Raw genomic sequence first — 22,185 nt, 5'->3', positions numbered from 1 at the left:
TATGTTCAAAAATAAACTGTTTGGCCTACTTTTGGCACTAACATTAGTTTTCGCGCTTATTCCTGCGTATGCTGCTGCGGATAACTATCATGTAGTTGTCTCTGTAAACAACAATCAGGTGACAGTTACAGGAGGCAATACCTCCTATGCTGGAAAAGCTCTTACGCTGCGCATAGTTGACAGCTACAGCCGTAATCTTGTGGCGGATCAAGTTAAAGCGGCAGTGAGCGGCAATTATTCATTTGGTCCGTACACCTTGGAAAATGGTAATTATACGGCCTTTGTTGGCGGTATTGATGCGCCAGAATCCAAGGCGTTCTCCGTAACGCAAGCACCGGCAGAAGGTACAAACGCCAACTTAAAATCTTTGCAATTGAGCTCCATTCCTATCGATTTCTCGGCTGATCAAACTGACTATACGGCAAGTGTCGCTAACCGTGTTAGCCTCGTAACCGTTACTGCAATTGCGGATGATGTTCAGGCAGCTGTGAAAATTAATAATGAAGCAATGACAAGCAAGGATATTGATTTAAAAGAAGGTCTTAATGCTGTTTCCATCGAAGTTACCGCTCAAGATGGAGTGACAAAAAAGCAATACAACCTAGCTGTTAAAAGAGCAGCTATGCAAACAGCGGCTCCAGGCGAATCGATCCAAGTAGGCACTGAGCCTGTAAGCATTGCTGTTCCAAGCGATGCAGCCAATGTGTCGATTAAAGTGGAAACGAACACGGTAGGCAGTTCGAAGCAAGCGGTGCTGCCTTTGGTTGATGTGCAAGCAGCCACTTCTGTAGGTACGATTGGTGTTTCTATTCCACAAGGCACCCAAATCACGGCTCCCGATAGCTGGGATGGTACAATTAAGCTGCCGGAAGTACTGAGCAGCAGCAGCGTAGCCATTAGCGGTGGCAGCGTGAGCGCCGTCATTGAAGTAGGCTCGCCGGATGTTACGCTGACTTTCGACAAAGCGGTACGTCTACTTCTTCCGAACCAGGGGGATAAATCTGCCGGGTACGTGAAAAATGGCGTTTTTACACCCATTACCGGCACGATTTCGGAAGATAGTCAAGCAGCGGCAGATTTGACAATCACGGCTGGTGGAGATGCAAAAATAAAGGTCGGCGTCGACCTTGCGGTTTGGACTAAGCACTTTACCAAATTTGCCAGCTATACCCCTGCGACTGGAAGTAATGATGGAAGCAGCGGCAGCAGCGGAGGCGGAGGCGGGGCGCCATCCAACACAGGAACGATTACGACTGAGGGCGGAACGTTAACCTTAAATGGCGCAAAAATCGAAGTGCCGGCTGGAGCACTGACTGGCAGTACGAAAGTGACTGTCGATAAATTAAGCGATACGTCCATGCTGCCTGTTGACAAATCTCTTAAATTAATAAGCGGTGTCTACGAAATCAAAAAAGATAAAGATGGCGATTTTAACAAATCCGTTGTTCTCACATTGCCTTTCGACAAGACTGCCGTGGACTTTGCGAAGTCGCTGGTCGGCGTATATTGGTTCAATGAACAAACCCGTACATGGGTGCAATTAGACGATCAGCAAGTGGATCCAGCGAGCGGGACGGCTTCCGGATCTGTCAAGCATTTCACGAAATTTGCTGTGCTGATGTCCGATAAAAAAGCTGCCAATCCGGAAGGGGCTAGTTTTACCGATATCAAGGGACATTGGGCCGAAGCCGGCATTCGCGAATTCGTGAAACAAGGTGCGATCAACGGATATCCGGACAATTCTTTTAAACCGGACAACAAAATTACGCGAGCGGAATTCGTTACTATCATCGTCAAAGCGATGAATCTCAAAGCTCAGGATGGAAAAAGTTTTGTAGACACATCAACGCATTGGGCAAAAAGCGCGATTGCAACTGCAGCAGCACTTGGTGTTGTTAACGGCTATTCGGAACAGACTTTTGGGCCTGACGATTTCATAACAAGAGAGCAAATGGCAGCCATCGTAATTCGTGCGGCAAAGATCGATCCGGTTGCCAAGAACATCGATTATTCGGATCGCTCGTTGGTATCCGGCTGGGCTCGTTCGGCTCTTGAGACCTCCATTTCCAAAGGATTGGTAAATGGATATGAAGATAATACAGTGAGACCGCAGGCGAACACGACCCGGGCTAAAGCCGTAACTGTCATACTTAGAGCGTTGGCAATACAAAAGTAAAAGTAAGCACAAAAAAACTGCTTCCTAGTAGATAATCTACTGAGAAGCAGTTTTTAATTGGTTAGTTTTCCTTATTTCTTGTTCGAAGAGCTTGTCTTTTCCTCGCTCGGGCTGCTGCTCGGAGTAGGTTTAGCTGCCGATTTGCCTTTGGTAGGCGCAGGGCTCGGCGACGAAGTTCTTGGTGTCGTTGCTGGGGACTGATCAAGTCCTTTGCCAGCTTGTGGTTTGTGGGTTGCTGTTGGCTTTGGTGGTGGGGAGTTATGCTCCGCTTTCGCATGCAGCTTAGCTTGCTCCTGCTGGAATCCAGGATTGTCATAGGCACCGCCAGCATCGATCTTCGTTAGACCTTCCCACATGTTGTCTGCTTTATAGCTGCTTGGATCCGCCAATACCAGGAAACCGTCAGGCAAGCGGCGTTCGCCGTAACGACTTGCAGGCTTTGTCTGCAGTTTGCTGTCAGCGACTAATTCGGATGAGGCCCCTCCATCCAGAAAGCCCGCATTCAGGCATCCCTCCGATAGAAAGATATCTTGCACTTCTTTTAGTGTAGCTCCCATGCTGTACCCCGGCTGGCGTCCGTCAATAACGAGAAAGATGATCGTTCCGTTTCCTGTCTGGCAAAGGGCCGTCCTCGGATCGCGTCCCGCCCCGCCGTCTCCGCTGGTGATGAGTCCCTTGCCGTCTTCGATAATGCGCGGTTTCCAGAAGGCAGCATCGGTAACGCCATCCTTAATCAGCTCATCAATGGAATATAAGCCAATTTTCAAAATTCCGTTCTTCGTAAACCCAACAACGTGCTGCTTGACGCTGCCGTCATATTCCGTAAGAACGACTTGGCCGCCTGACATAAGAAACCCAATCGGCGCAAAGCCATTGCCCAAGCCTTGGGGATCATCGAACGCTCCGCCATTAACGCCTGCAAGCGCACCTGTCCGTTTGACCATGTCCGTTATTTTTTCACCCTCTTGTTTATGGCTAGTTGTTACAAGACGGATTGTTCTTGGATCGTAAACATACATTTTTTTACCGCGCCAAGTAGGATTCTTGTGAGTTTCATCCTGAATGTCAACGACCTTTATTAATTCACTAGCTGTTCGTTTGCGTTTGTCCAGCTTGATCAAGCTATCATGCTGCTTGTCGACTCCCCAAACATCGATTTGCTTCTGCATCTGATCAACCATATCATCGCGCTTTTTGGCGCCAACCAAAACCCATGCCCATTCACGGTGCTGGGTATTAATCACCATCTCGGCAAGATTTGTCCGAAGATCAATCCCCCAAGGTGTCATGAATAGGAGCACCGAGCATATAATGACAAAAGCGCCTATTGCAAGAAATGTCTTTTTCAGCCAACGCCAGCGGACACTGGTTCTATGATTTGGCACAACGATGTTCTTTAACTCCATGATTCTCCGTGTCTCCCTGATCGTAGTAAAGCATAAATACTCATACTTATTTTATTGCATAAAAATTTTGACGCAAGGGGATTGAACAAAGTTTATTCATTGCATCAAATTAATTGTCAGATTGATTTAGACGATCGAGTACCAATTGCACGGCAATGGCATCGTCCAAATAGCCGAGTGGAAAAACATAATCGGGAATAAGATCGGCGGACATCACAAAATAAAGCAGTGCGCTGCCGAGTAGTGCACGTCTCTCTGAGGTGTTGTCATTTTCGCAAAATTGCAGATACATTTGTTTAAGCCCGTCAATGAAAGGTCCGGCTCCATTGACGCTTGCCACTTTGGAAGGGAAGTCGTCGATGATGATTTGCCGTCCTTCTTCTGTTAGGGCATACTGCTCATACTTGCTCAGTTCTTTCTGGACAAGTTCGGCTGTGAACGAATGATCAATTAAATTTGAGGACTGCAAAATTTTTTGCACACTGCTTATGGACGTGTATATGTCCGAGTGCGTTTCAGCTTGAGGCATGGTGATATCGAATCCTGCAGCTTGAAATAACTGAGCGGTTGGAACTCCGAGATGGAAGGCAAAGGCTTCCAAATGGTTGAGCTTAGCCTTTTGCTTTCCACTGATGATTCGAGAAATGGTAGCTGTATCAATCCCCGTGAGTGAACTTAGTTTCCGCATTGAAAAGGAACGTGCTTTTAATAAAGCGGTTAACGTAAGTCCCAGCGTTTCTTCCCTATTTTTGTCGGACATCCTATGGTTTCACCCCTTATGGCTTAGTGTTGAAAAAATCTCAACATTTTTTTATTTGGAAAAGCACTTTATTGCAGGATCTTCAATACTCTGACTGTAAACAGTTGGAGGAGTGAAATACAATGACAGCATGGCTTCTGATCCTGGGATTTGCCGTATCTTCAAGTTTGGATAATTTAGGTGTTGGAATCTCTTATGGGATTCGTGGTACTCGTATTGGTTTTTCTTCTAATGTCGTAATCGCCATTATTTGTTTTCTTTTTAGCATGTTTGGGATTGTTTCTGGACATTGGCTTTCGCAAGTTCTACCAGGTATTTACCCTGTCTTGGCAGGTGCATTTCTATTGTTTATTGTGGGGATCCGCATTATTTTATTAGCCCTCCCACGAAAGAAGCAACCTGTATCCAAAGAGGTTAAACCTATTGAAATGGATGATGCGGCCTCCATGAAATCAATTCTGAAGAATCCTGAAATGGCAGATGTTGATAAATCGGGAGATATTGGTTTAGGTGAGGCACTCATTCTGGGGGTAGCGCTATCTGTAAATGCAATTACAAATGGCTTGGGTGCAGGTTTACTTGGATTATCGCCTCTGGCTATATCCTTAACCGCCGCTTTCGGTAGTTTCATTACGGTATGGTTCGGTGTTGTTCTCGGCCGAAAAGTAGCGGGGATTCGGATTGGTTCTTTCACCGTTGGCCAATTCGGGACCATTCTGAGTGGGATTATGCTTTTGTTAATTGCCGGCAATTCTTTGTTCGGTTGAATCCTACTGTCATTCTTGTATCCTATATTTTACGCAAAAGGTAGTATTGTATGACATTCATGAGGCGATATTTTATTGAAAACTTAGAATGTCAATAACACCTTTGTTATAGCTATTACCTATATCTAGATATAGGTAAATCCAGTTACTCTATAACTCCTTCTTTATGATATCTTTTCCTTATCATATTGTAGAGGAGTTTTTTAGATGGTCAGAAGCAGTGTTTTGGGATACCCGCGTATCGGTGCTGATAGGGAATGGAAAAAAGCCCTTGAAGCTTTCTGGGCAGGCAAGCTTGAAGAATCGGAATTTCAGCTGCAGCTGCAGGAGATTCGCTTAAATCATTTGCGCAAGCAGCAGGAGAAGGGGATCGATCTGATTCCTGTCAATGATTTTAGTTATTATGATCACATTCTTGATACTGCCGCCATGTTTGGCATTATCCCAAAACGTTTTGCTTTTGAGGGCGGTGCTGTCCCCTTGTCCGTCTATTACGGAGTTGCTCGGGGTACAAAGGATGCCGCTGCAAGTGAGATGACGAAATGGTTTAACACCAACTATCACTATATCGTACCTGAACTGACAGATGCATCCCCTGTCATTACGGAGAACAAGCCATTAGCTGCCTACCGGGAAGCGAAGGAAAAGCTCGGTATCGAAGGAAAACCGGTTATCGTGGGTCCATTAACTTTCTTGAAGCTATCCAAAGGATACAGTGCAGCGGAAACAGATGCTTGGTTGGACCGGTTGCTTCCGCTGTACGTTCAGATTCTTCAAGAGCTTGCTGAAGAAGGCGTGCAATGGGTTCAAATCGATGAGCCGATTCTTGTAACAAAGCTGAAAGATGCTGACATTGCGAGACTTAAAACGATTTATGAAACGTTTGCCGCATCCGTGCCAAACCTGAATATTGTGCTGCAGACTTATTTTGAAGCTGTAGATCGCTACGCTGACATTATCTCCCTGCCAGTCAAGGGGATTGGTCTGGATTTCGTCCATGGCCTTAACGGTAACTTAGAGTCGTTGAAAACGTTCGGATTCCCGGCAGACAAAGTATTAGGCGCGGGAGTGATCGATGGGCGCGGGATCTGGAAAGCATCGCTTCGTGGGAAACTGGCGTTGCTGGAAGAACTCAATCAGTTCGTATCGACCGAACAACTGCTTGTCCAATCTTCTTGCAGCTTGCTACATGTCCCTGTAACGACAGAGCGGGAGACGAAGCTTGCTCCTGAACTGAAAGATGCGCTCGCCTATGCCGAGGAAAAACTGGATGAGTTAGTCTTGATTACGAAAGCATTGTCCTCAGGCAGCGCTGGGATCGCAGAGGAATTGGAGAAATGCGATCGTGCGCTTCAAGCTCTTCAGCAATCGGAGGCCCGCAACCGTAGCGATATTCAGCAAAAGGTCGCTGAACTTCGCGTTCAGCAGCCGGAACGTGTCCGTCCTTTCGCCGAGCGTCATGTCGCGCAACAAGCCAAATGGCAGCTGCCGCTTTTTCCAACTACAACCATCGGAAGTTTCCCGCAGTCTGCGGAAGTTCGCAAAGCGCGACAATTATGGCGTAAAGGCGAGTGGAGCCATGAGCAGTATGCGGCGTTCATTCGGGAGCAAATCGATATCTGGATCAAACTTCAAGAGGAGATCGGAATAGACGTTCTCGTTCACGGGGAATTTGAGCGTACCGATATGGTTGAATTTTTTGGTGAAAAGCTTGCCGGCTTTGTGTTTACACAAAACGGATGGGTGCAATCGTACGGATCCCGCTGCGTGAAGCCTCCGGTAATTTTCGGGGATGTCGCTTTCACGGGAGAGATGACTGTCGAAGAAACCAAGTATGCACAGTCTCGCACAAGCCGTCCGGTGAAAGGAATGCTAACTGGACCGATCACAATTATGAACTGGTCGTTCGTCCGCGAAGACATCCCGCGCGAACATATTGCGTACCAACTCGCTTATGCGCTTAGACAAGAAGTTGAGGCGCTTGAGAACGCCGGCATCGGCATGATTCAGGTCGACGAACCTGCCGTGCGCGAAGGACTCCCGCTGAAGGAAGAGGAACAAGCCGAATATCTCGCATGGGCGGTCAAAGCTTTCCGCATCGCAACCTGCACAGTGCAGGAAACAACACAAATTCATACGCATATGTGCTATTGCGAATTTCATGACATGATTGATTCAATCGAAGCGATGGACGCTGATGTCATTTCCATTGAGACTTCCCGCAGCCATGGCGAATTGATTCATAGCTTCGAATTGAATACTTATAAGCTGGGCATCGGTTTAGGGGTATACGATATTCATAGCCCGAGGGTTCCGAGTATCGACGAAATGACGAGTATGATCGAACGCGCTCTGCGTGTATTGGATCCTAAGTTGTTCTGGATCAATCCGGATTGCGGTCTGAAAACCCGCGGACAGGAAGAGACCGTTGCTTCTTTACGCAACATGGTGGAAGCGACGAAAATTGCTCGTGTAAAACATACGGATTCAAACTAAGATCTGTAAAGCTTTTAAACGAATAGAAACAATCTTATTTTAAGGAGAAAGTTACTGTGGAGCAATTACGTCAACAAGATCCTAAAATTGTAGAAGCTATGAATTTGGAGATTGGCCGTCAACGCGACAAAATCGAATTGATCGCTTCAGAAAACTTTGTTAGTGAAGCTGTTTTGCAAGCGATGGGAACAGTCTTGACAAACAAATATGCAGAAGGCTACCCAGGTAAACGCTATTACGGTGGCTGCGAGCATGTCGATATCGTTGAGGACATCGCGCGTGATCGTGCAAAAGAATTATTCGGCGCTGAGCACGCAAACGTGCAGCCGCATTCCGGAGCACAAGCGAATTTGGCTGTTTATTTGGCCGCTCTTCAACCCGGAGATACGGTTCTTGGCATGAATCTGGCGCATGGCGGTCACTTGACGCATGGCAGTCCCGTTAATGCTTCCGGTATCTTGTATAACTTTATTCCTTACGGAGTCAGAGAAAGCGATGGGTATATCGATTATAACGAGGTTCGTAAATTGGCCTTCAAGCATAAGCCCCGTATGATCGTGGCCGGTGCCAGCGCATATCCACGCACCATTGATTTCGAAGCTTTAGGTTCGATCGCGAATGATGTAGGCGCGTTGTTCTTTGTGGACATGGCTCACATTGCCGGGCTGGTTGCAGCAGGGTTACATCCTAGCCCTGTTCCATACGCCCATTTCGTTACGACGACTACGCATAAAACGCTTCGCGGCCCCCGCGGCGGTATGATTCTTTGCCGCAAGCCTTGGGCTGCAGCGATTGATAAAGCCGTATTCCCCGGAACGCAAGGCGGACCTTTGATGCATATCATCGCCGCTAAAGCCGTTGCTTTTGGCGAAGCGCTCCAACCGGCTTTTAAAACGTATGCTCAAAATGTTATTAATAACGCCAAAACATTATCAGAAGAACTTCTGGCAGAAGGTGTTGATCTTGTATCCGGAGGTACGGATAACCATCTGATGCTGATCGACCTGCGCAGTCTTAACATCAGCGGAAAAGAAGCTGAACACTTGCTGGATGAAGTCGGAGTAACGGTGAACAAAAACGCGATTCCGTTCGACCCCGCTAAACCGATGATTACAAGCGGAGTTCGGATCGGTACTCCGGCAGTTACGGCCCGCGGCATGGATCAAGAAGCTATGAAAACAATTGCCAAAATCATAGCTCTGACATTGAAAAATCCATCGGATGAAGCGGTGCACAATAAAGTGCGCGGTATGGTAAATGATCTGACAGCACAATTCCCACTTTATCCGGGCTTGAGCTACTAAGAGAGCGAACCGCGAGGGAGCATATCCTATTTTGCCTTAAATTTGGGCACAGTATTTGATCTTCGGATCAAATACTTTTTTTATTTAGTAGAAGTGTTTAAAAGTATCTCACAAAAAGTAAGTTGGTGGTCATCGTGATTTATGAGTTTTCCGGAGCTTTGCCAAATCAAAATATACTATTATCCAAGGAATGTCTAATGGAAGAAGCGAATTGTGTCCTGATTTTTGCTTTCTTTCAAGGGAAATTGGTTCTTGTTAAACATCGTTGTCGCGGTTGGGAATTGCCTGGAGGGAGCAGGGAAGAAGGGGAGACCGATCTGCAAACGGTGATCAGGGAGATGTATGAAGAGGCTGGAGGAGAACTCGATTCGATTGAAAGGATTGGACAATATTTGATTTTCGAAAAAGATCATCTTGCCTTTGTGAAAAATATTTATGCTGCAAAGGTTAGGAGGCTTAGAGAGCTGCCGGGCGGGTTTGAAACTGACGCTGTCATGCTGGCAGATGCCATTCCGAAACAGTTTGAGATTATGAATGATCCAACATTTAGCCCCTTAATGAAAGACAAAGTATATTTGATTGCCTCCGAATGGGTTAAGGATCATCCTATGAATCTACTGGACAAATAAAAGATTAACAGCTAGTATGGGCAGTATAACTAAATAAATGCAAATAAGGTGTACAATCGATCACAAAGACGAAAGTGCTTAAAAGGGAAGTCAGGTGCAACACCTGCGCGGTCCCGCCACTGTAAATGCGGAGTTGCTTTTCTATCAGGCCACTGTCCCCACTTGAGGGGATGGGAAGGCGAAAAGTTTACGAGGATGCATGAGCCAGGATACCTGCCTATTTTGCTTGTCGCACTGTTTCTCCGGGGGGTGAGAAATTAGTTGGCATTGCTATGTCATTTTTGGCATACGCATGTAGTTTTTTTATGTTGGAATCAAAGGTAAACCCCACCTGTGGGGTTTGCCTTTTTTTGCTTTTTAAGAAACTTGAAGGAGAGATAAGAACAGTATGTTAAGCAAATTGCATCGTAAAGCTATGTCGTCCTTTTTAGCATTAGTAATGACATTATCTGTATTATTCAACGTCATTGCGCCAGCTAATCCAGTTTTCGCTGCGAATCAAGGACCTGTTTCAGTTGCGCTTCACGTCGAAGGACCGCAAGGTCTTATCCACGAAGGAGTGGCGGAAGGTTCAAATGCGTTAGAAGCGCTGCAAGCTGATTTAAGCAAAGCCCAAATTCCATTAGTCATTGAAAATTCACCCTATGGTCCGTATGTGACAGGAATTGATGGAATACACGCAGGACTATTTAACGGCTATGATGGATGGAACTTTGCCGTCAAGCGTCAAGGACAATGGATCATACCTGCTGTAGGCATGGATCAGTTTGAATTAGAAAGCAATGACCAAGTTAGTGTGTATTACGGTGATTTTACTACGCAATTGGTTCAATCCATTTCGATTCAACCAGGTGATGTCAAGGCCAACCAGCCTTTCTCTGTTACGGTAACGAAGAGCACTTATGATTGGACAAATAACCAATTTATTAACTCTCCGGCTAGCGGTGTGAAAGTAACTGTCGGTGGGACAGCCATCGTAACGAATCCGAGCGGTATAGCTGCATTTGACAAAGGCGTAAGTGCAGGAAATTACTCGCTTGAAGTTACGGATTATCGTGCGAAATCAGCACCGGGAATCGTCAGAGCTACTCAGCCATTGACTGTAAGTACGGTACCGGCCATTCCGGTTGGGAATCTAACGCTTTCCGTTGAGAAATTTACTTTAGGGCAAGGTTATTTTAAAGAGCCGGTTAAAGTTCCTTTTTACGAAGGTGAAAATGTAGCAGCTGTACTCACGCGCGTTTTGGGTGAGGATAATATACTGCATACCGGAACTATTGAAGAACGTTTTTACTTATCTAGGATTAAAGACGCTAGCACTCAAGTAAATGTGCCCAATTATATCAAAGAGCAAATGAATGCGGATGGAGTTCAATTAGGAACAAAGAATAATGAGCAGTGGCTGGGAGAATTCGATTATACATCTATGTCTGGGTGGATGTATGCCGTAAATAATGCTTTCCCAAATGTAGGGATGTCCGACTATATTCCTCATGATGGCGACGTCGTGCGGACTCAGTTTACTGTGTATGGCTTTGGAGCATCGCTGGGGGGCGACGAGTGGAGTCCCGGCTTTATACAAACAGCTAACAAGGATGCACTGACGGCTAGGATCGCAGAGATTAACAGCGATCCGAATAAAGCAGCGATTCTATCTAATGCTGTTGTTAAATCCCTATATGATCAAGCGTATTCGTTGCTTACCAATATGGAAAGCAAGCAGAATGACATTGATAGCATGGTAGCCAGTCTGAACGGTAATGTTAAACCGACAATTAAAGTAACCGGGATAACGGATAAGCAAGAAGTATCCCAGGCTAACATTAGCTTTAATGTGGAAGCGACGGATAACACCTCGGCTGTCATTACACCCGTAGTCAAGTTGAATGGAACTGTTATCTCGAAGACAGGCGGAGCTTACAATGTCGTTCTAAGCGCAGGAATAAACACAATTGCCATCACTGCCAAAGGTGCATTCGGCAATACGGTAGAGCAAAATCTCACCATAACGTACAAAGCTAGTGTTGTAAACAATACGAAAGAACAGTTGAATAAAAACTTAGCCTATATTCTAAAAACGGTAGATAAACCGAAGTTTGGAACTGGCGGCGGAGAATGGTCTGTTCTTTCATTGGCCAGAGCTAACTATTCGGTACCTGATGGCTATTATCAATCGTACTATGACAATGTAGCTAGTACAGTAAAAGATAAAATGATTGCGAATGCCGGAGTTTTGGATAAAACAAAAGGTACAGAGCATTCAAGAGTCATCCTGGGATTAACTTCGATTGGCAAAGATCCCAAAGATGTTGGAGGCTATGATCTTTTACAGGCACTTTCGGATTATGATTATGTCATTAAACAAGGCATGAATGGTCCAATCTTCGCTCTTCTTGCATTCGATTCTAAGAACTACATAATTCCCTCAGCTGCAGAAGGAAAAGTACAAACTACTAGAGATAATCTCATTAAGTATTTGATAGATGGAGAATCAAACAAAGGTAACGCCGATCAAGGAGGCTGGGGACTTTCTCCTGGTGGTAAACCTGATGTCGATCTCACTTCAATGACGATGCAAGCACTTGCTCCGTATGCTCAGACGAAAGAAGATGTCAAAGCAGCACTAGCTAGAGCTGTTAGTTGGCTTTCCAAAACTCAAAATAGTGAAGGAAGCTATACAAGCTTCGGAAGTACAAGCAGCGAGAGTCTGTCACAGGTGGTAACCGCATTATCGGCAATCGGTATAGATTCAAACACAGACTTAAGATTTATTAAAAATGGTAAATCCGCTTTGGATGCTTTAATGTCATTTGCCGTAGCCGAAGGCGGCTTTAAGCATGTTAAAACAGGAAAAGTAGATTCTATGGCAACTGATCAAGGCACGTATGCACTTGTAGCCTATGATCGATTCGTGAATGGAAGCAACCGTCTGTATGACATGACGGATGTTGATACAGAAAAACCAAGCATCACCGTAACCGGTCTAACGAATAACCAAGAAGTATCCCAGCCAAATCTGAACTTTGGAGTTCAAGTAACCGATAACCGACCTGGAGTAATCACAACGGTAGTTAAGCTAAACGGAAATGTTGTCAACGTAGTAGATGGAGTATACAAAGCTGCTCTTCGTGTTGGAGCAAATACAATTACTGTTACTGCAACAGATTCTTCTGGCAATACGGCGGAGCAGATTTATACAGTTACATTTGTTGTTGATACAGAAAAACCAAGCATAAGCGTAACCGGCCTAACGAATAACCAAGAATTTTCAGAGCCAACTCTGAACTTTGGAGTTCAAGTAACCGATAATCGACCTGGAGTAATCACAACGGTAGTAAAGCTAAACGGAAATGTCGTCAACGTAGTAGATGGAGTATACAAAGCTGTTCTTCGTGTTGGAGCAAACACAATTACTGTTACCGCAATTGATACTTCTGGCAATACGGCGGAGCAGACCTATACAGTTACATTTGTTGATACAGAAAAACCGAAATTAATTATCAGTGGCCTAACGAATAACCAAGAAGTATCCCAGCCAAGCCTAAGCTTTAGTGTTGACGTGACAGATAACAGCTCTGAAGTTATCACACCGGAAGTGAAGCTGAACGGGTCAGTCATTCCCAAGGTTGATAATAAATACAACATTGTTCTTAACGCCGGAGCAAACACAATCTCTGTAAAAGCGACGGATGCATCTGGTAATACAACAGAACAAACTTATATAGTAACTTATCAACCTGTAGTAGAAGATACAGAAAAACCAAGCATAACCGTAACCGGTCTAACGAATAACCAAGAAGTATCCCAGCCAAATCTAAGCTTCGGAGTCCAAGTATCCGATAATAGACCTGGAGTAATCACAACGGTAGTAAAGCTAAACGGGACAGTAATCCCTAAGGCTGATGAAAAATACAACGTTGTTCTTACAGCTGGAGCAAACACAATCACTGTTTCTGCCACTGATGCCTCCGGGAATACAGCTGAGCAATCGTTTACGATTACTTACAAAGCTAATACGGTAAGCAACCCGAAACAACTTTTAAATAAGAATCTAGCCTATATTGTGAAAACGGTAGATAAACCGGTTTTTGGTACAGGTGGCGGGGAATGGTCCGTCCTTTCCTTGGCAAGGGCCAATTATTCCGTCCCGGATGGCTATTACCAGTCTTATTACAATAATGTAGAACAAGAAGTAAAATATTTAATGGCTGAAAACTCAGGAGTTTTGGATAAATCAAAAGGAACAGAGCACTCAAGAGCGATTCTTGGCCTAGCTTCTATTGGAAAAAATCCAAAAAAAGTCGGGGGCTATGATCTTACGCAGGCACTTTCGGATTATGATTATGTCAATAAGCAAGGCATAAATGGCCCTATTTTCGCCCTCATTGCGTTTGATACCAAAAACTTTGTTATTCCGGTCGTACAGGCAGGGAAAAAACAAGTTACAAGAGATAAGCTGATCGATTCTATTTTAGAAAAAGAAGTAAATAAAGGAACAAGCAAAGCCGCCGGATGGTCGTTAGAACCAGGTAAAACTGATGTCGATATAACGTCAATGGCACTGCAAGCTCTTGCACCTTATTATTCTACAAGACAAGACGTAAAAAGCGCCGGAGAGCGTGCAGTTGCTTGGTTGTCAAAAACGCAGGGCGAAGATGGCGGATTTGGCGAAAGCAGTGAAAGCATCGCGCAAGTCATTACCGCGTTAACTGCGTTAGGCATAGATCCAAACACCGATGAGAGATTTATTAAAAAAGGAAAATCTGCTCTAGATGCCTTAATGTCATTTGCAGCAGCGGATGGCGGCTTTAAGCATATTAAATCGGGAGCCGTCGATGGCATGGCTACGGATCAAGGCACATATGCATTAGTAGCCTATGATCGATTCGTGAATAGAAACAATCGTCTGTATGATATGACGGATGTCCCTACTTTAGGCGAAAATGAGCTCCCGTTACCGAGCGGCGATACCCCTAAGATTGAGATCCCGACCGACAATAAAGACTACATCGTTCCTGTAACGAATGCCGATGCAAATAAAGAAATAACGATAGTAATTCCTAGCAATAATCTTTCGAAAATTCAAGTCAATTTGCCTTCGAACAGCAGCTTGCCTCAAATTGAGGCTGTCAAAGGCAGCATCTCCATGGTCATTCCTAAGGGAGCCCAAATTATTAGCGGGGATTCTTCTGGATTGGAGTTAATTACAACCAATGATGCAACGAGTTCTTCATTAAAAGATAAAATAAACACAATCATTGCGAACGGCAAGAAACTGGATACCGTTCATCAGGCCATCACGCTTGGCGGTACTAACCGAGTAGAGTTTAATCAATTTGTCACTTTGACTTTCACTGGCATGAAAGGCAAAGATGCTGCCTTTATCCAGAATGGATCACTGAACTCGATTCAGAAGTTTGGAAACGACGAGGCAGGTAAAGCCAGCGAAAAAAATGAGTATGCCTATGACAGCGGCAACGATCTGATTGTCAAAACGAAGCATTTTACCGATTTTATCGCTTTCTCCACAAGTACGGTTGTTGTGACGCCAGGCGGTCCTGGAGGAACGAATCCACCAACAACTGCACAAGTAAGCTTATCTGTAGATAAGCTTACGATTAACAAAGGTTATGTAATATCTGAATCGAATGTTGAACTAAAGTCTGGGGATTCGGTTTGGAGCGTGTTCCAGAGAGAACTAAACAGTCGTGGAATTAGCTATATATCTAAATGGTATAAAAAATATAATAGTATCTATGTCGAATCTATTGATGGCGATGGTGAGTTCGACCATGGCAGTGGCAGTGGATGGATGTACAGTGTAAATGGTACTTACCCAGGTTATGGAGCTAGTTCGTATGTCTTAAAGCAGGGTGACAAGATCCAATGGCGTTACACAACAAATCTGGGTGTAGATTTAGGAGTTGCACTTCCTGATACACCGTTAACAGGGCCATCTGGAGGCATTATTCCGAATGACAAAAAACAAGTCATCGAAATCCCTGATAATCTGGATAAAGATTACACCTTGAACATTACGAAGGAAATGAAAGACAAAGAACAGATCTTGGTTAACATTCCTAATGTGAAGGCAAAAGTCATTCTAAATTTAGAGGCTGTTCAAGACAACATTCCACAAATCACCGCTACTAAAGGCGATATCACCGTTTCAATTGATAAGGGTACGGCGTTGAAGTCGGGAGATCGCAACGTAGAGTTCCTAACTTCCTTAAGTACCGACGATACCAATCTTATTCAACTTGTCCAAAGCAGTCTAAGCGTTGGAAGTACGAACCCTATTAAGCTGGTTCATGCTTTTGCCATGGGGAATGCGAATCAATCCGTTATTTTCGATAAGCCGCTTACTTTTGTCATCAAAGGTGCTAAAGATCAAAGTGTTGGATTTATCGAAGGGAATACCTTTACACCGATTGAGATTTATGAGTCGGAAGCCAAAGGTGCCGAGGCTGTAAAAGGGAATGAAAAAATTACCTATGCATTTGTAAAAGACAACGATCTTATCATTAAAACAAATCATTTCACGAATTTTGTTTCCTATTCTGTAGGTCAGCAGGAGACGGCGAAGCCGTTCGATCTGAAAAATCTGTATGCAGACACCCATGCCATTTCAAATTGGGCATTGGAGGCCAGTACAGAAGCCTCTCAGAAAGCATTTATTGACGGCAGCAATGGGAAATTTAATCCGCAAGCCACGATTACAAGAGCAGAGTTCACGAAGATTCTAGTGGGCGTTCTCGGAATAGACGTAAAGACGAGCAGCATCATTAACTTCAAAGACGTCTCTCAGCAGGATTGGTTCTATCCTTATGTGAATGCAGCGTATAAAGCAGGCTTTATTACAGGCTTCACGAACGATGAATTTCATCCTGACGAGAAACTGACAAGGGAGCAAATGGCGGTCATCATGGTCAAAGCGCTGGGCATTCAAGCCGGCGGGCAAGCGCCAACCATTAAAGACTTAGACCTTGTATCCGATTGGGCGAAAGATGATGTTCAAACGATTATGGCACATCAGCTTATGTCCGGATGGGACAACCGGTTCCAGCCTAGCGACGAGGTAACGCGTGAAATGGCAGCCGTTGTTGCTATGAGAGCTTACCACTATAAGAACGATGCTCAAAAAGAAACAGCTCAGCCCGATCTGCTTAAAAAAGCGCTTGTTGAGAAGCAAATTAACAAGACCGCTGCTTTCATGCAGCAAACCGTAACCGATCCAGTGGTAGCCTCCATTGGTGGAGATTGGACTGTATTTGGACTGGCACGCTCCGGCGTTCCAGTTCCAGATGCCTACTACGCCAAGTATTACGCCAATGTAGAGAAGATTTTAAAGGAAAAATCAGGCAAGCTGCACGCGGTAAAATACACGGAGTATGATCGGGTGATCCTGGGCCTCACGTCGATCGGCCGCGGCATTGATCAAGTAGCCGGCTACAACTTAAGAGAGTGGCTGGCTGATTATGACACTTTGATCAAGCAGGGCATTAATGGTCCTATCTTTGCGCTTATCGCGCTGGATAGCAAATCTTTTGACATTCCGACAGTCGCGAGTGTCAAAACACAGACTACTAGAGATCTTTTAATTGACTTTATTTTAAAAAGGGAAATAAAAGACGGAGGATGGGCGCTAGGTGAAAAAGCAGATGAGCCCGATCCGGACATAACGGCGATGGCCATCCAAGGACTGACGCCTTATTACAAAACGAACAAAAACGTACAAGCTGCTGTAGATCGCGCACTTGTGTGGCTGTCCAAGGCGCAGAAAGCAGACGGCGGTTACGCCAGTGGGGAATCCACGAATTCCGAGAGCATTGCTCAAGTTGTTGTAGCGCTGACGGGTCTTGGCATTAATCCGCACACGGATGCAAGGTTTATCAAAAACGGCAGCTCAGCGGTTGACGCTTTGCTTAGCTTTGCTGCTGCAGACGGAGGATTTTATCATATCAAAACGGGCGGCGCCGATAATGGCGGTGCAAGACCCGGCGAAGTAGATCCCATGGCAACCGATCAGGCGATGTATGCGCTGGTTGCTTACGATAGACTTCTAAAAGGGCAAACTCGTCTATATGATATGACAGATATCAAATAAGAATATGAATCTATAAGCAGGGGCAGATATTGCCCTTGCTTATTCATTAAAGGTGTGAATTCAACATGTCGATGAAGAAATGGCTCGTTGCGATTGGAATTGTTGGAGTTTTGGCGATCGCTTTCTTCTGGGGCGGCAGCAGTCCGAAAAGTTCGAATCAGACAGCTGTAAGCGGCATAGCCTCTCAGCCCGGCGAAATGCCAACTTCAACGCTAATGCCAGAGAAGCAGTTGGAAACCAAACAGGCTGCGGAATCTTCTCAACCGGAGGCTGCTGCACAGAAGGATGAACCCAGTAAGCCGGATATTCCTCAGGAAACTAAGCCGGCATCATCCATTCCAGCAGCAACCCCTGCCGATAAACCGGCAGCACCCGTGGTTACCAATTCGGACCCGCCGGCTGTTGAGACCGGCAAGCCGGAACCTTCAACGCAGCCCCAAGCGGGCACGAAAGAACCAGAACCCAAGAAGGATAAATATTTAACCGAACCTATTCCCGAGGGAAAACCAAAGCCTGTCGAATGGCAGGATGTCACCATCAATAAGAAAAAGGCATTAACAGCGACATTATCTGTCACCTGCAAAACAATCCTGGATAACATGAGCAGCTTCAATAAAGATAAACTGGAGGTATTGCCGAAGGACGGCGTGATTTATGCAGCGCAAACCGTTACCTTTTATGAGGGAGAATCTGTCTTTGATGTGCTGCTCAGAGAGATGAAGAAGAACAAAATTCATATGGAATTTTCCATGACGCCTATCTATAACAGCAATTATATCGAGGGCATTCATAATATTTATGAGTTTGATTGCGGTGAACTGAGCGGTTGGATGTATAAGGTAAACGGATGGTTCCCTAATTATGGGGCCAGCCGCTATATGCTCAAAGATGGCGATGTCATCGACTGGGTCTACACGTGCGATCTTGGACGCGATGTCGGAGACGGCAAGGCTGCCGGAGGAGGGACAAAGTAATGAGAGATTCCTTTTCTACCTTTCACCCCTTCGTTAATTTCATGTATTTCGTGGCCGTACTCGTGTGCAGCATGGTGTTCATGCATCCCGTCTTTCAAGCAATAGCGCTTATGAGCGCCGCCCTGTACGCCATCATGCTCAAAGGGAAGAAAGCGGTCAAATTCAACCTGTTTTACATGATTCCGCTCCTTGTGGTGATGGCCATTATGAACCCTGTTTTTAGTCATGCGGGGGTTACGATTCTGTTTTATCTGCAAAATGGGAATCCGATTACCCTTGAATCTATTTTGTACGGCATAGCCGCCGCGTGCATGTATGTCACGGTTATTGTGTGGTTTTCCTGCTACAATGCGGTGATGACTTCGGATAAATTTATTTTTATTTTTGGTAAAATATTGCCCGCCTTGTCGCTGATACTCTCTATGGTGCTTCGTTTTGTCCCCCGGTATTTAGCGCAGCTAAAAGTGATTTCCAATGCTCAGAAATGCATCGGCAGAGATATAACGCAAGGCAATATCGTTACTAGAGCTCGCAACGGGATTCGAATTCTCTCCATCATGACGACCTGGGCACTGGAAAATGCCATCGAAACAGCGGATTCCATGAAGTCTAGAGGATACGGATTGCCCGGCCGTACGAGTTTCTCGACATTCCGCTTCGATAGCAGGGATAAGGTTGTGTGTTTGGTGCTGATTGGACTCTTACTCGTTGTAGGCGCGGGCGCGTGGTTCGGACTGAATACGATTCGCTATTTCCCATCGATTCATGTCAAAGCCATTTCACCGTTAAGTGTGTTCGTATATATCGCCTACGCCTTTCTGTGCCTGCTGCCGGTGATCATTCAAATTGTGGAGGAAATCAAATGGAGATATATGACATCAAGGATCTAAGCTTTGCATTTCCGATGAATGAAACGAACGCGCTGTCATCTGTTCAGCTTAAGATCCATAGCGGAGAGTTCATTACGATTTGCGGCAAATCAGGCTGCGGTAAAAGCACGCTGCTTAGGCAGCTTAAGACGGTTCTGACCCCGCACGGCAAGCGTAGTGGAGATATTTTTTTCCAAGGAAAAATCATCGATGAAGTAGACCAACGCACACAAGCATCCGAGATTGGGTTTGTTCTTCAAAATCCGGACAATCAAATTGTGACGGATAAAGTTTGGCATGAGCTTGCTTTCGGGCTGGAAAGCCTGGGATACGACCTCTCGACGATTCGCTTGCGTGTCGCTGAAATGGCTAGTTTTTTCGGGATTCAAACCTGGTTTCACAAAAGTGTGACAGAGCTGTCCGGCGGGCAGAAGCAGCTTCTGAATCTGGCGTCGATTATGGCGATGCATCCTGCTGTGCTCATTTTGGATGAGCCTACATCCCAATTAGATCCTATCGCGGCTGCGGATTTCTTGGAAACGGTAAGCAAAATTAACCGGGAGCTGGGAACGACGATCATTATGACCGAGCATCGCTTAGAGGAGGTGCTGCCTCTTACGGACCGGCTCATTGTGCTGGATCAAGGCAAAGTGATCGCCGATGACACACCGCCCCGTGTTGGTGAGGTATTACGATCCTTGCACCATCCGATGTTTGCCGCTATGCCCACTCCGATGCAGATTTATGCCGGAGTTTCCAACGGTTTAGCGTGTCCGGTTACCGTCAAGGAAGGCCGGCAATGGCTGAGCGCCTACTTGGCTGACAAAACACCCGCGCGAAATGCCGAAATAAGCGAAAAAAGCGCAAAAAACACAAGAAGCAATGCCCCATCCGGCCCTGCTGCCATCTCGTTCAAAGAGGTCTGGTTCAGGCATGAACGCAATGGCCCCGACACGATCAAAGATCTTTCTTTCGAGGTCAAAAAAGGACAGTTCTATTGCATTGTCGGAGGCAATGGCACAGGGAAAACGACGACCTTATCCCTCATTAACGGTATTTTGCAGCCTTATCGGGGGAAAGTACGCATCCATGGCGAGAATCCAGCTAAAATGAAAGCTAAGGATCTGTTTGTTAATCGCTTGGGCGTTCTCCCGCAAAATCCAGCAGCCTTATTTGTGAAGAAGACGGTCGAATTGGATCTCTACGAGATGCTTTCCGGGGCAAATCTCACGAAGGAAGAAAAGAAAGCTAAAGTTGAGGCAGTCATTCAATTGGCAGAGCTCGAAAACTTGCTGGGCATGCATCCCTATGACCTCAGCGGAGGCGAGCAGCAGCGAGCTGCGTTAGCCAAAGTGCTGCTGCTTGAGCCGAGCATCCTGCTGCTCGATGAACCGACGAAAGGGTTGGATGCATTTTTTAAAGACAAGTTAGGCTTGTTTTTAAAAAAGCTTCATAAAGAGGGCGTTACCATCGTTATGGTGTCGCACGATATTGAGTTTTGTGCGAAGTATGGGGAGGAGTGCGCGATGTTTTTTGATGGAAGCATCATTACTTCCAACACTGCTCATGCCTTTTTCTCCGGCAACAGCTTCTATACGACAGCAGCGAATCGAATGGCGCGTCATATTTGGCATGATGCAGTAACCATAGAAGGTGTGATTGACTTATGTCAGAAAAGCTTGCAGCCGACAAACGCTTGAGCAGACGAACGCTGCTCTCGGCGCTGCTTATCTTTATTGTCATTCCGGCAACAATGGCGTTAGGCATTTATGTGCTCGACGATCGAAAATATTATTTTATCAGTCTTTTGATTATCTTATATACGATGATCCCCTTTGCTATGGTGTTTGAAAAACGCAAACCGCAAGCAAGAGAGCTCATCGTGATCGCCGTGCTGGCGGCTATTGCCGTAGCGGGTCGCGGGGCATTCTTCATGCTTCCCCAATTTAAGCCCGTTGTTGCGATTGTTATCATTGCAGGAGTTTGCTTCGGTGCGGAAGCCGGTTTTCTAGTGGGTGCCGCAGCCGGGTTCGTATCTAATTTCTTCTTCGGGCAAGGACCTTGGACACCTTGGCAAATGTTTTGTTTTGGACTTATCGGCTTTGTGGCAGGTATTTTATTTCAAAAAGGATGGCTTAAGAAGAGCAGGCTCTCGCTATGCCTGTTCGGCGGTTTATCCACATTGATCATCTATGGCGGCATTATCAATCTGGGCTCTCTGATGATGGTTTCCACCACGCTGACTTGGGAAGGATTGCTTGCCGTATACATTTCAGGTTTTTGGTTTGATATGGTGCATGCAGTGGCTACCGTGTTCTTTCTTTTCGTTATTTCTGGTCCGATGATTGAGAAATTGGAGCGGATTAAAATCAAATATGGTCTGATTGTACATAAGTGAAATTTGTATGTTCGACTGACTATTGTTGTTGACACGAACCTTTTTGGGATCGTGTTTTTTTCGTCCCCAGATGTTAAAAAAATACACCCCCATCATAAATTTTTCCATCTGCGAAAATAAGCTCGTGTTTTACAATAATGAAACTAGGAGAAGGAAGGAGCTGAAGTTGATCCTATTAGTTTGAAAGCGATTCCAAGAAAGGCGGACTTGGTAGCGCAGCGCATTCATTTGTAAATCGCACGGAAAGCAGCTATTGTCTTGCATTCCCCGTTTCATGATCCGTATTTGACTCTAGGAGG

General features: G+C 45.5%; 12 protein-coding genes and 1 riboswitch. Of the genes, 10 read left to right on the top strand and 2 right to left on the bottom strand.

The window, feature by feature from the left end; all coding sequences use genetic code 11:
* Window position 1: 1 nt before the first annotated feature.
* Window positions 2-2,176 carry an S-layer homology domain-containing protein gene (locus AC3WRW_RS04545; RefSeq protein WP_492545172.1) on the top strand — a complete coding sequence of 725 codons (2,175 nt, stop codon included), beginning with the start codon at window positions 2-4 and terminating at the stop codon, window positions 2,174-2,176.
* 71 nt (window positions 2,177-2,247) lie between these two features.
* Here the strand turns inward: AC3WRW_RS04545 and AC3WRW_RS04540 are convergent, their stop codons facing one another.
* A complete protein-coding gene (locus AC3WRW_RS04540; RefSeq protein ID WP_492545171.1) occupies window positions 2,248-3,582 on the bottom strand; it encodes a phosphodiester glycosidase family protein in 1,335 nt (444 codons plus the stop codon).
* A 109-nt stretch (window positions 3,583-3,691) separates the two neighbouring features.
* Complete coding sequence (locus tag AC3WRW_RS04535; protein WP_492545170.1) at window positions 3,692-4,342, bottom strand: DUF1232 domain-containing protein; 651 nt, start codon at window positions 4,340-4,342, stop codon at window positions 3,692-3,694.
* Window positions 4,343-4,464: 122 nt separating this feature from the next.
* On the opposite strand from AC3WRW_RS04535, the gene ytaF reads away from it, so the two are divergent.
* From ytaF to AC3WRW_RS04490, 9 genes are all read left to right on the top strand, one after another.
* Window positions 4,465-5,109, top strand: coding sequence for a sporulation membrane protein YtaF (gene ytaF / locus AC3WRW_RS04530; RefSeq protein WP_492545169.1), 645 nt, complete (start codon window positions 4,465-4,467; stop codon window positions 5,107-5,109).
* A gap of 207 nt (window positions 5,110-5,316) precedes the next feature.
* On the top strand, window positions 5,317-7,605 hold the full coding sequence (gene metE, locus AC3WRW_RS04525) for a 5-methyltetrahydropteroyltriglutamate--homocysteine S-methyltransferase (RefSeq protein ID WP_492545168.1): 2,289 nt from the start codon (window positions 5,317-5,319) through the stop codon (window positions 7,603-7,605).
* A 56-nt stretch (window positions 7,606-7,661) separates the two neighbouring features.
* Window positions 7,662-8,909 carry a serine hydroxymethyltransferase gene (gene glyA / locus AC3WRW_RS04520; protein ID WP_492545167.1) on the top strand — a complete coding sequence of 416 codons (1,248 nt, stop codon included), beginning with the start codon at window positions 7,662-7,664 and terminating at the stop codon, window positions 8,907-8,909.
* 134 nt (window positions 8,910-9,043) lie between these two features.
* Entirely contained in the window at window positions 9,044-9,538 is a 495-nt protein-coding gene (locus AC3WRW_RS04515; protein WP_492545166.1) for an NUDIX domain-containing protein, read from the top strand.
* A gap of 29 nt (window positions 9,539-9,567) precedes the next feature.
* A riboswitch (cobalamin riboswitch) is annotated at window positions 9,568-9,773 on the top strand.
* Between the two features lie 153 nt (window positions 9,774-9,926).
* Window positions 9,927-17,645 carry an S-layer homology domain-containing protein gene (locus tag AC3WRW_RS04510; protein ID WP_492545165.1) on the top strand — a complete coding sequence of 2,573 codons (7,719 nt, stop codon included), beginning with the start codon at window positions 9,927-9,929 and terminating at the stop codon, window positions 17,643-17,645.
* Window positions 17,646-17,710: 65 nt separating this feature from the next.
* Window positions 17,711-18,619 (top strand): DUF4430 domain-containing protein, encoded by a 909-nt coding sequence (locus tag AC3WRW_RS04505; protein ID WP_492545164.1) that lies wholly within the window; start codon window positions 17,711-17,713, stop codon window positions 18,617-18,619.
* A complete protein-coding gene (locus AC3WRW_RS04500) occupies window positions 18,619-19,509 on the top strand; it encodes an energy-coupling factor transporter transmembrane component T (RefSeq protein WP_492545163.1) in 891 nt (296 codons plus the stop codon). Before AC3WRW_RS04505 ends, AC3WRW_RS04500 begins: the two co-directional genes overlap by 1 nt.
* Window positions 19,482-21,188, top strand: coding sequence for an ABC transporter ATP-binding protein (locus AC3WRW_RS04495; RefSeq protein ID WP_492545162.1), 1,707 nt, complete (start codon window positions 19,482-19,484; stop codon window positions 21,186-21,188). The genes AC3WRW_RS04500 and AC3WRW_RS04495 overlap by 28 nt, the downstream gene beginning before the upstream one ends.
* On the top strand, window positions 21,155-21,886 hold the full coding sequence (locus AC3WRW_RS04490; RefSeq protein ID WP_492545161.1) for an ECF transporter S component: 732 nt from the start codon (window positions 21,155-21,157) through the stop codon (window positions 21,884-21,886). Before AC3WRW_RS04495 ends, AC3WRW_RS04490 begins: the two co-directional genes overlap by 34 nt.
* The last annotated feature ends 299 nt before the right edge of the window (window positions 21,887-22,185 follow it).

Source organism: Paenibacillus sp. FW126-R14 (assembly GCF_058789495.1).
Note: the sequence above shows the minus strand (reverse complement) of the source record. Positions and strands in the feature narration are given on the sequence as shown.

Excerpts from the sequence above, each read along its gene's own strand:
- AC3WRW_RS04545 (WP_492545172.1), top strand. The coding sequence starts at position 2 with ATGTTCAAAAATAAACTGTTTGGCCTACTTTTGGCACTAACATTAGTT.
- AC3WRW_RS04540 (WP_492545171.1), bottom strand. The coding sequence starts at position 3,582 with ATGGAGTTAAAGAACATCGTTGTGCCAAATCATAGAACCAGTGTCCGC.
- AC3WRW_RS04535 (WP_492545170.1), bottom strand. The coding sequence starts at position 4,342 with ATGTCCGACAAAAATAGGGAAGAAACGCTGGGACTTACGTTAACCGCT.
- ytaF (WP_492545169.1), top strand. The coding sequence starts at position 4,465 with ATGACAGCATGGCTTCTGATCCTGGGATTTGCCGTATCTTCAAGTTTG.
- metE (WP_492545168.1), top strand. The coding sequence starts at position 5,317 with ATGGTCAGAAGCAGTGTTTTGGGATACCCGCGTATCGGTGCTGATAGG.
- AC3WRW_RS04510 (WP_492545165.1), top strand. The coding sequence starts at position 9,927 with ATGTTAAGCAAATTGCATCGTAAAGCTATGTCGTCCTTTTTAGCATTA.
- AC3WRW_RS04505 (WP_492545164.1), top strand. The coding sequence starts at position 17,711 with ATGTCGATGAAGAAATGGCTCGTTGCGATTGGAATTGTTGGAGTTTTG.
- AC3WRW_RS04500 (WP_492545163.1), top strand. The coding sequence starts at position 18,619 with ATGAGAGATTCCTTTTCTACCTTTCACCCCTTCGTTAATTTCATGTAT.
- AC3WRW_RS04495 (WP_492545162.1), top strand. The coding sequence starts at position 19,482 with ATGGAGATATATGACATCAAGGATCTAAGCTTTGCATTTCCGATGAAT.
- AC3WRW_RS04490 (WP_492545161.1), top strand. The coding sequence starts at position 21,155 with ATGTCAGAAAAGCTTGCAGCCGACAAACGCTTGAGCAGACGAACGCTG.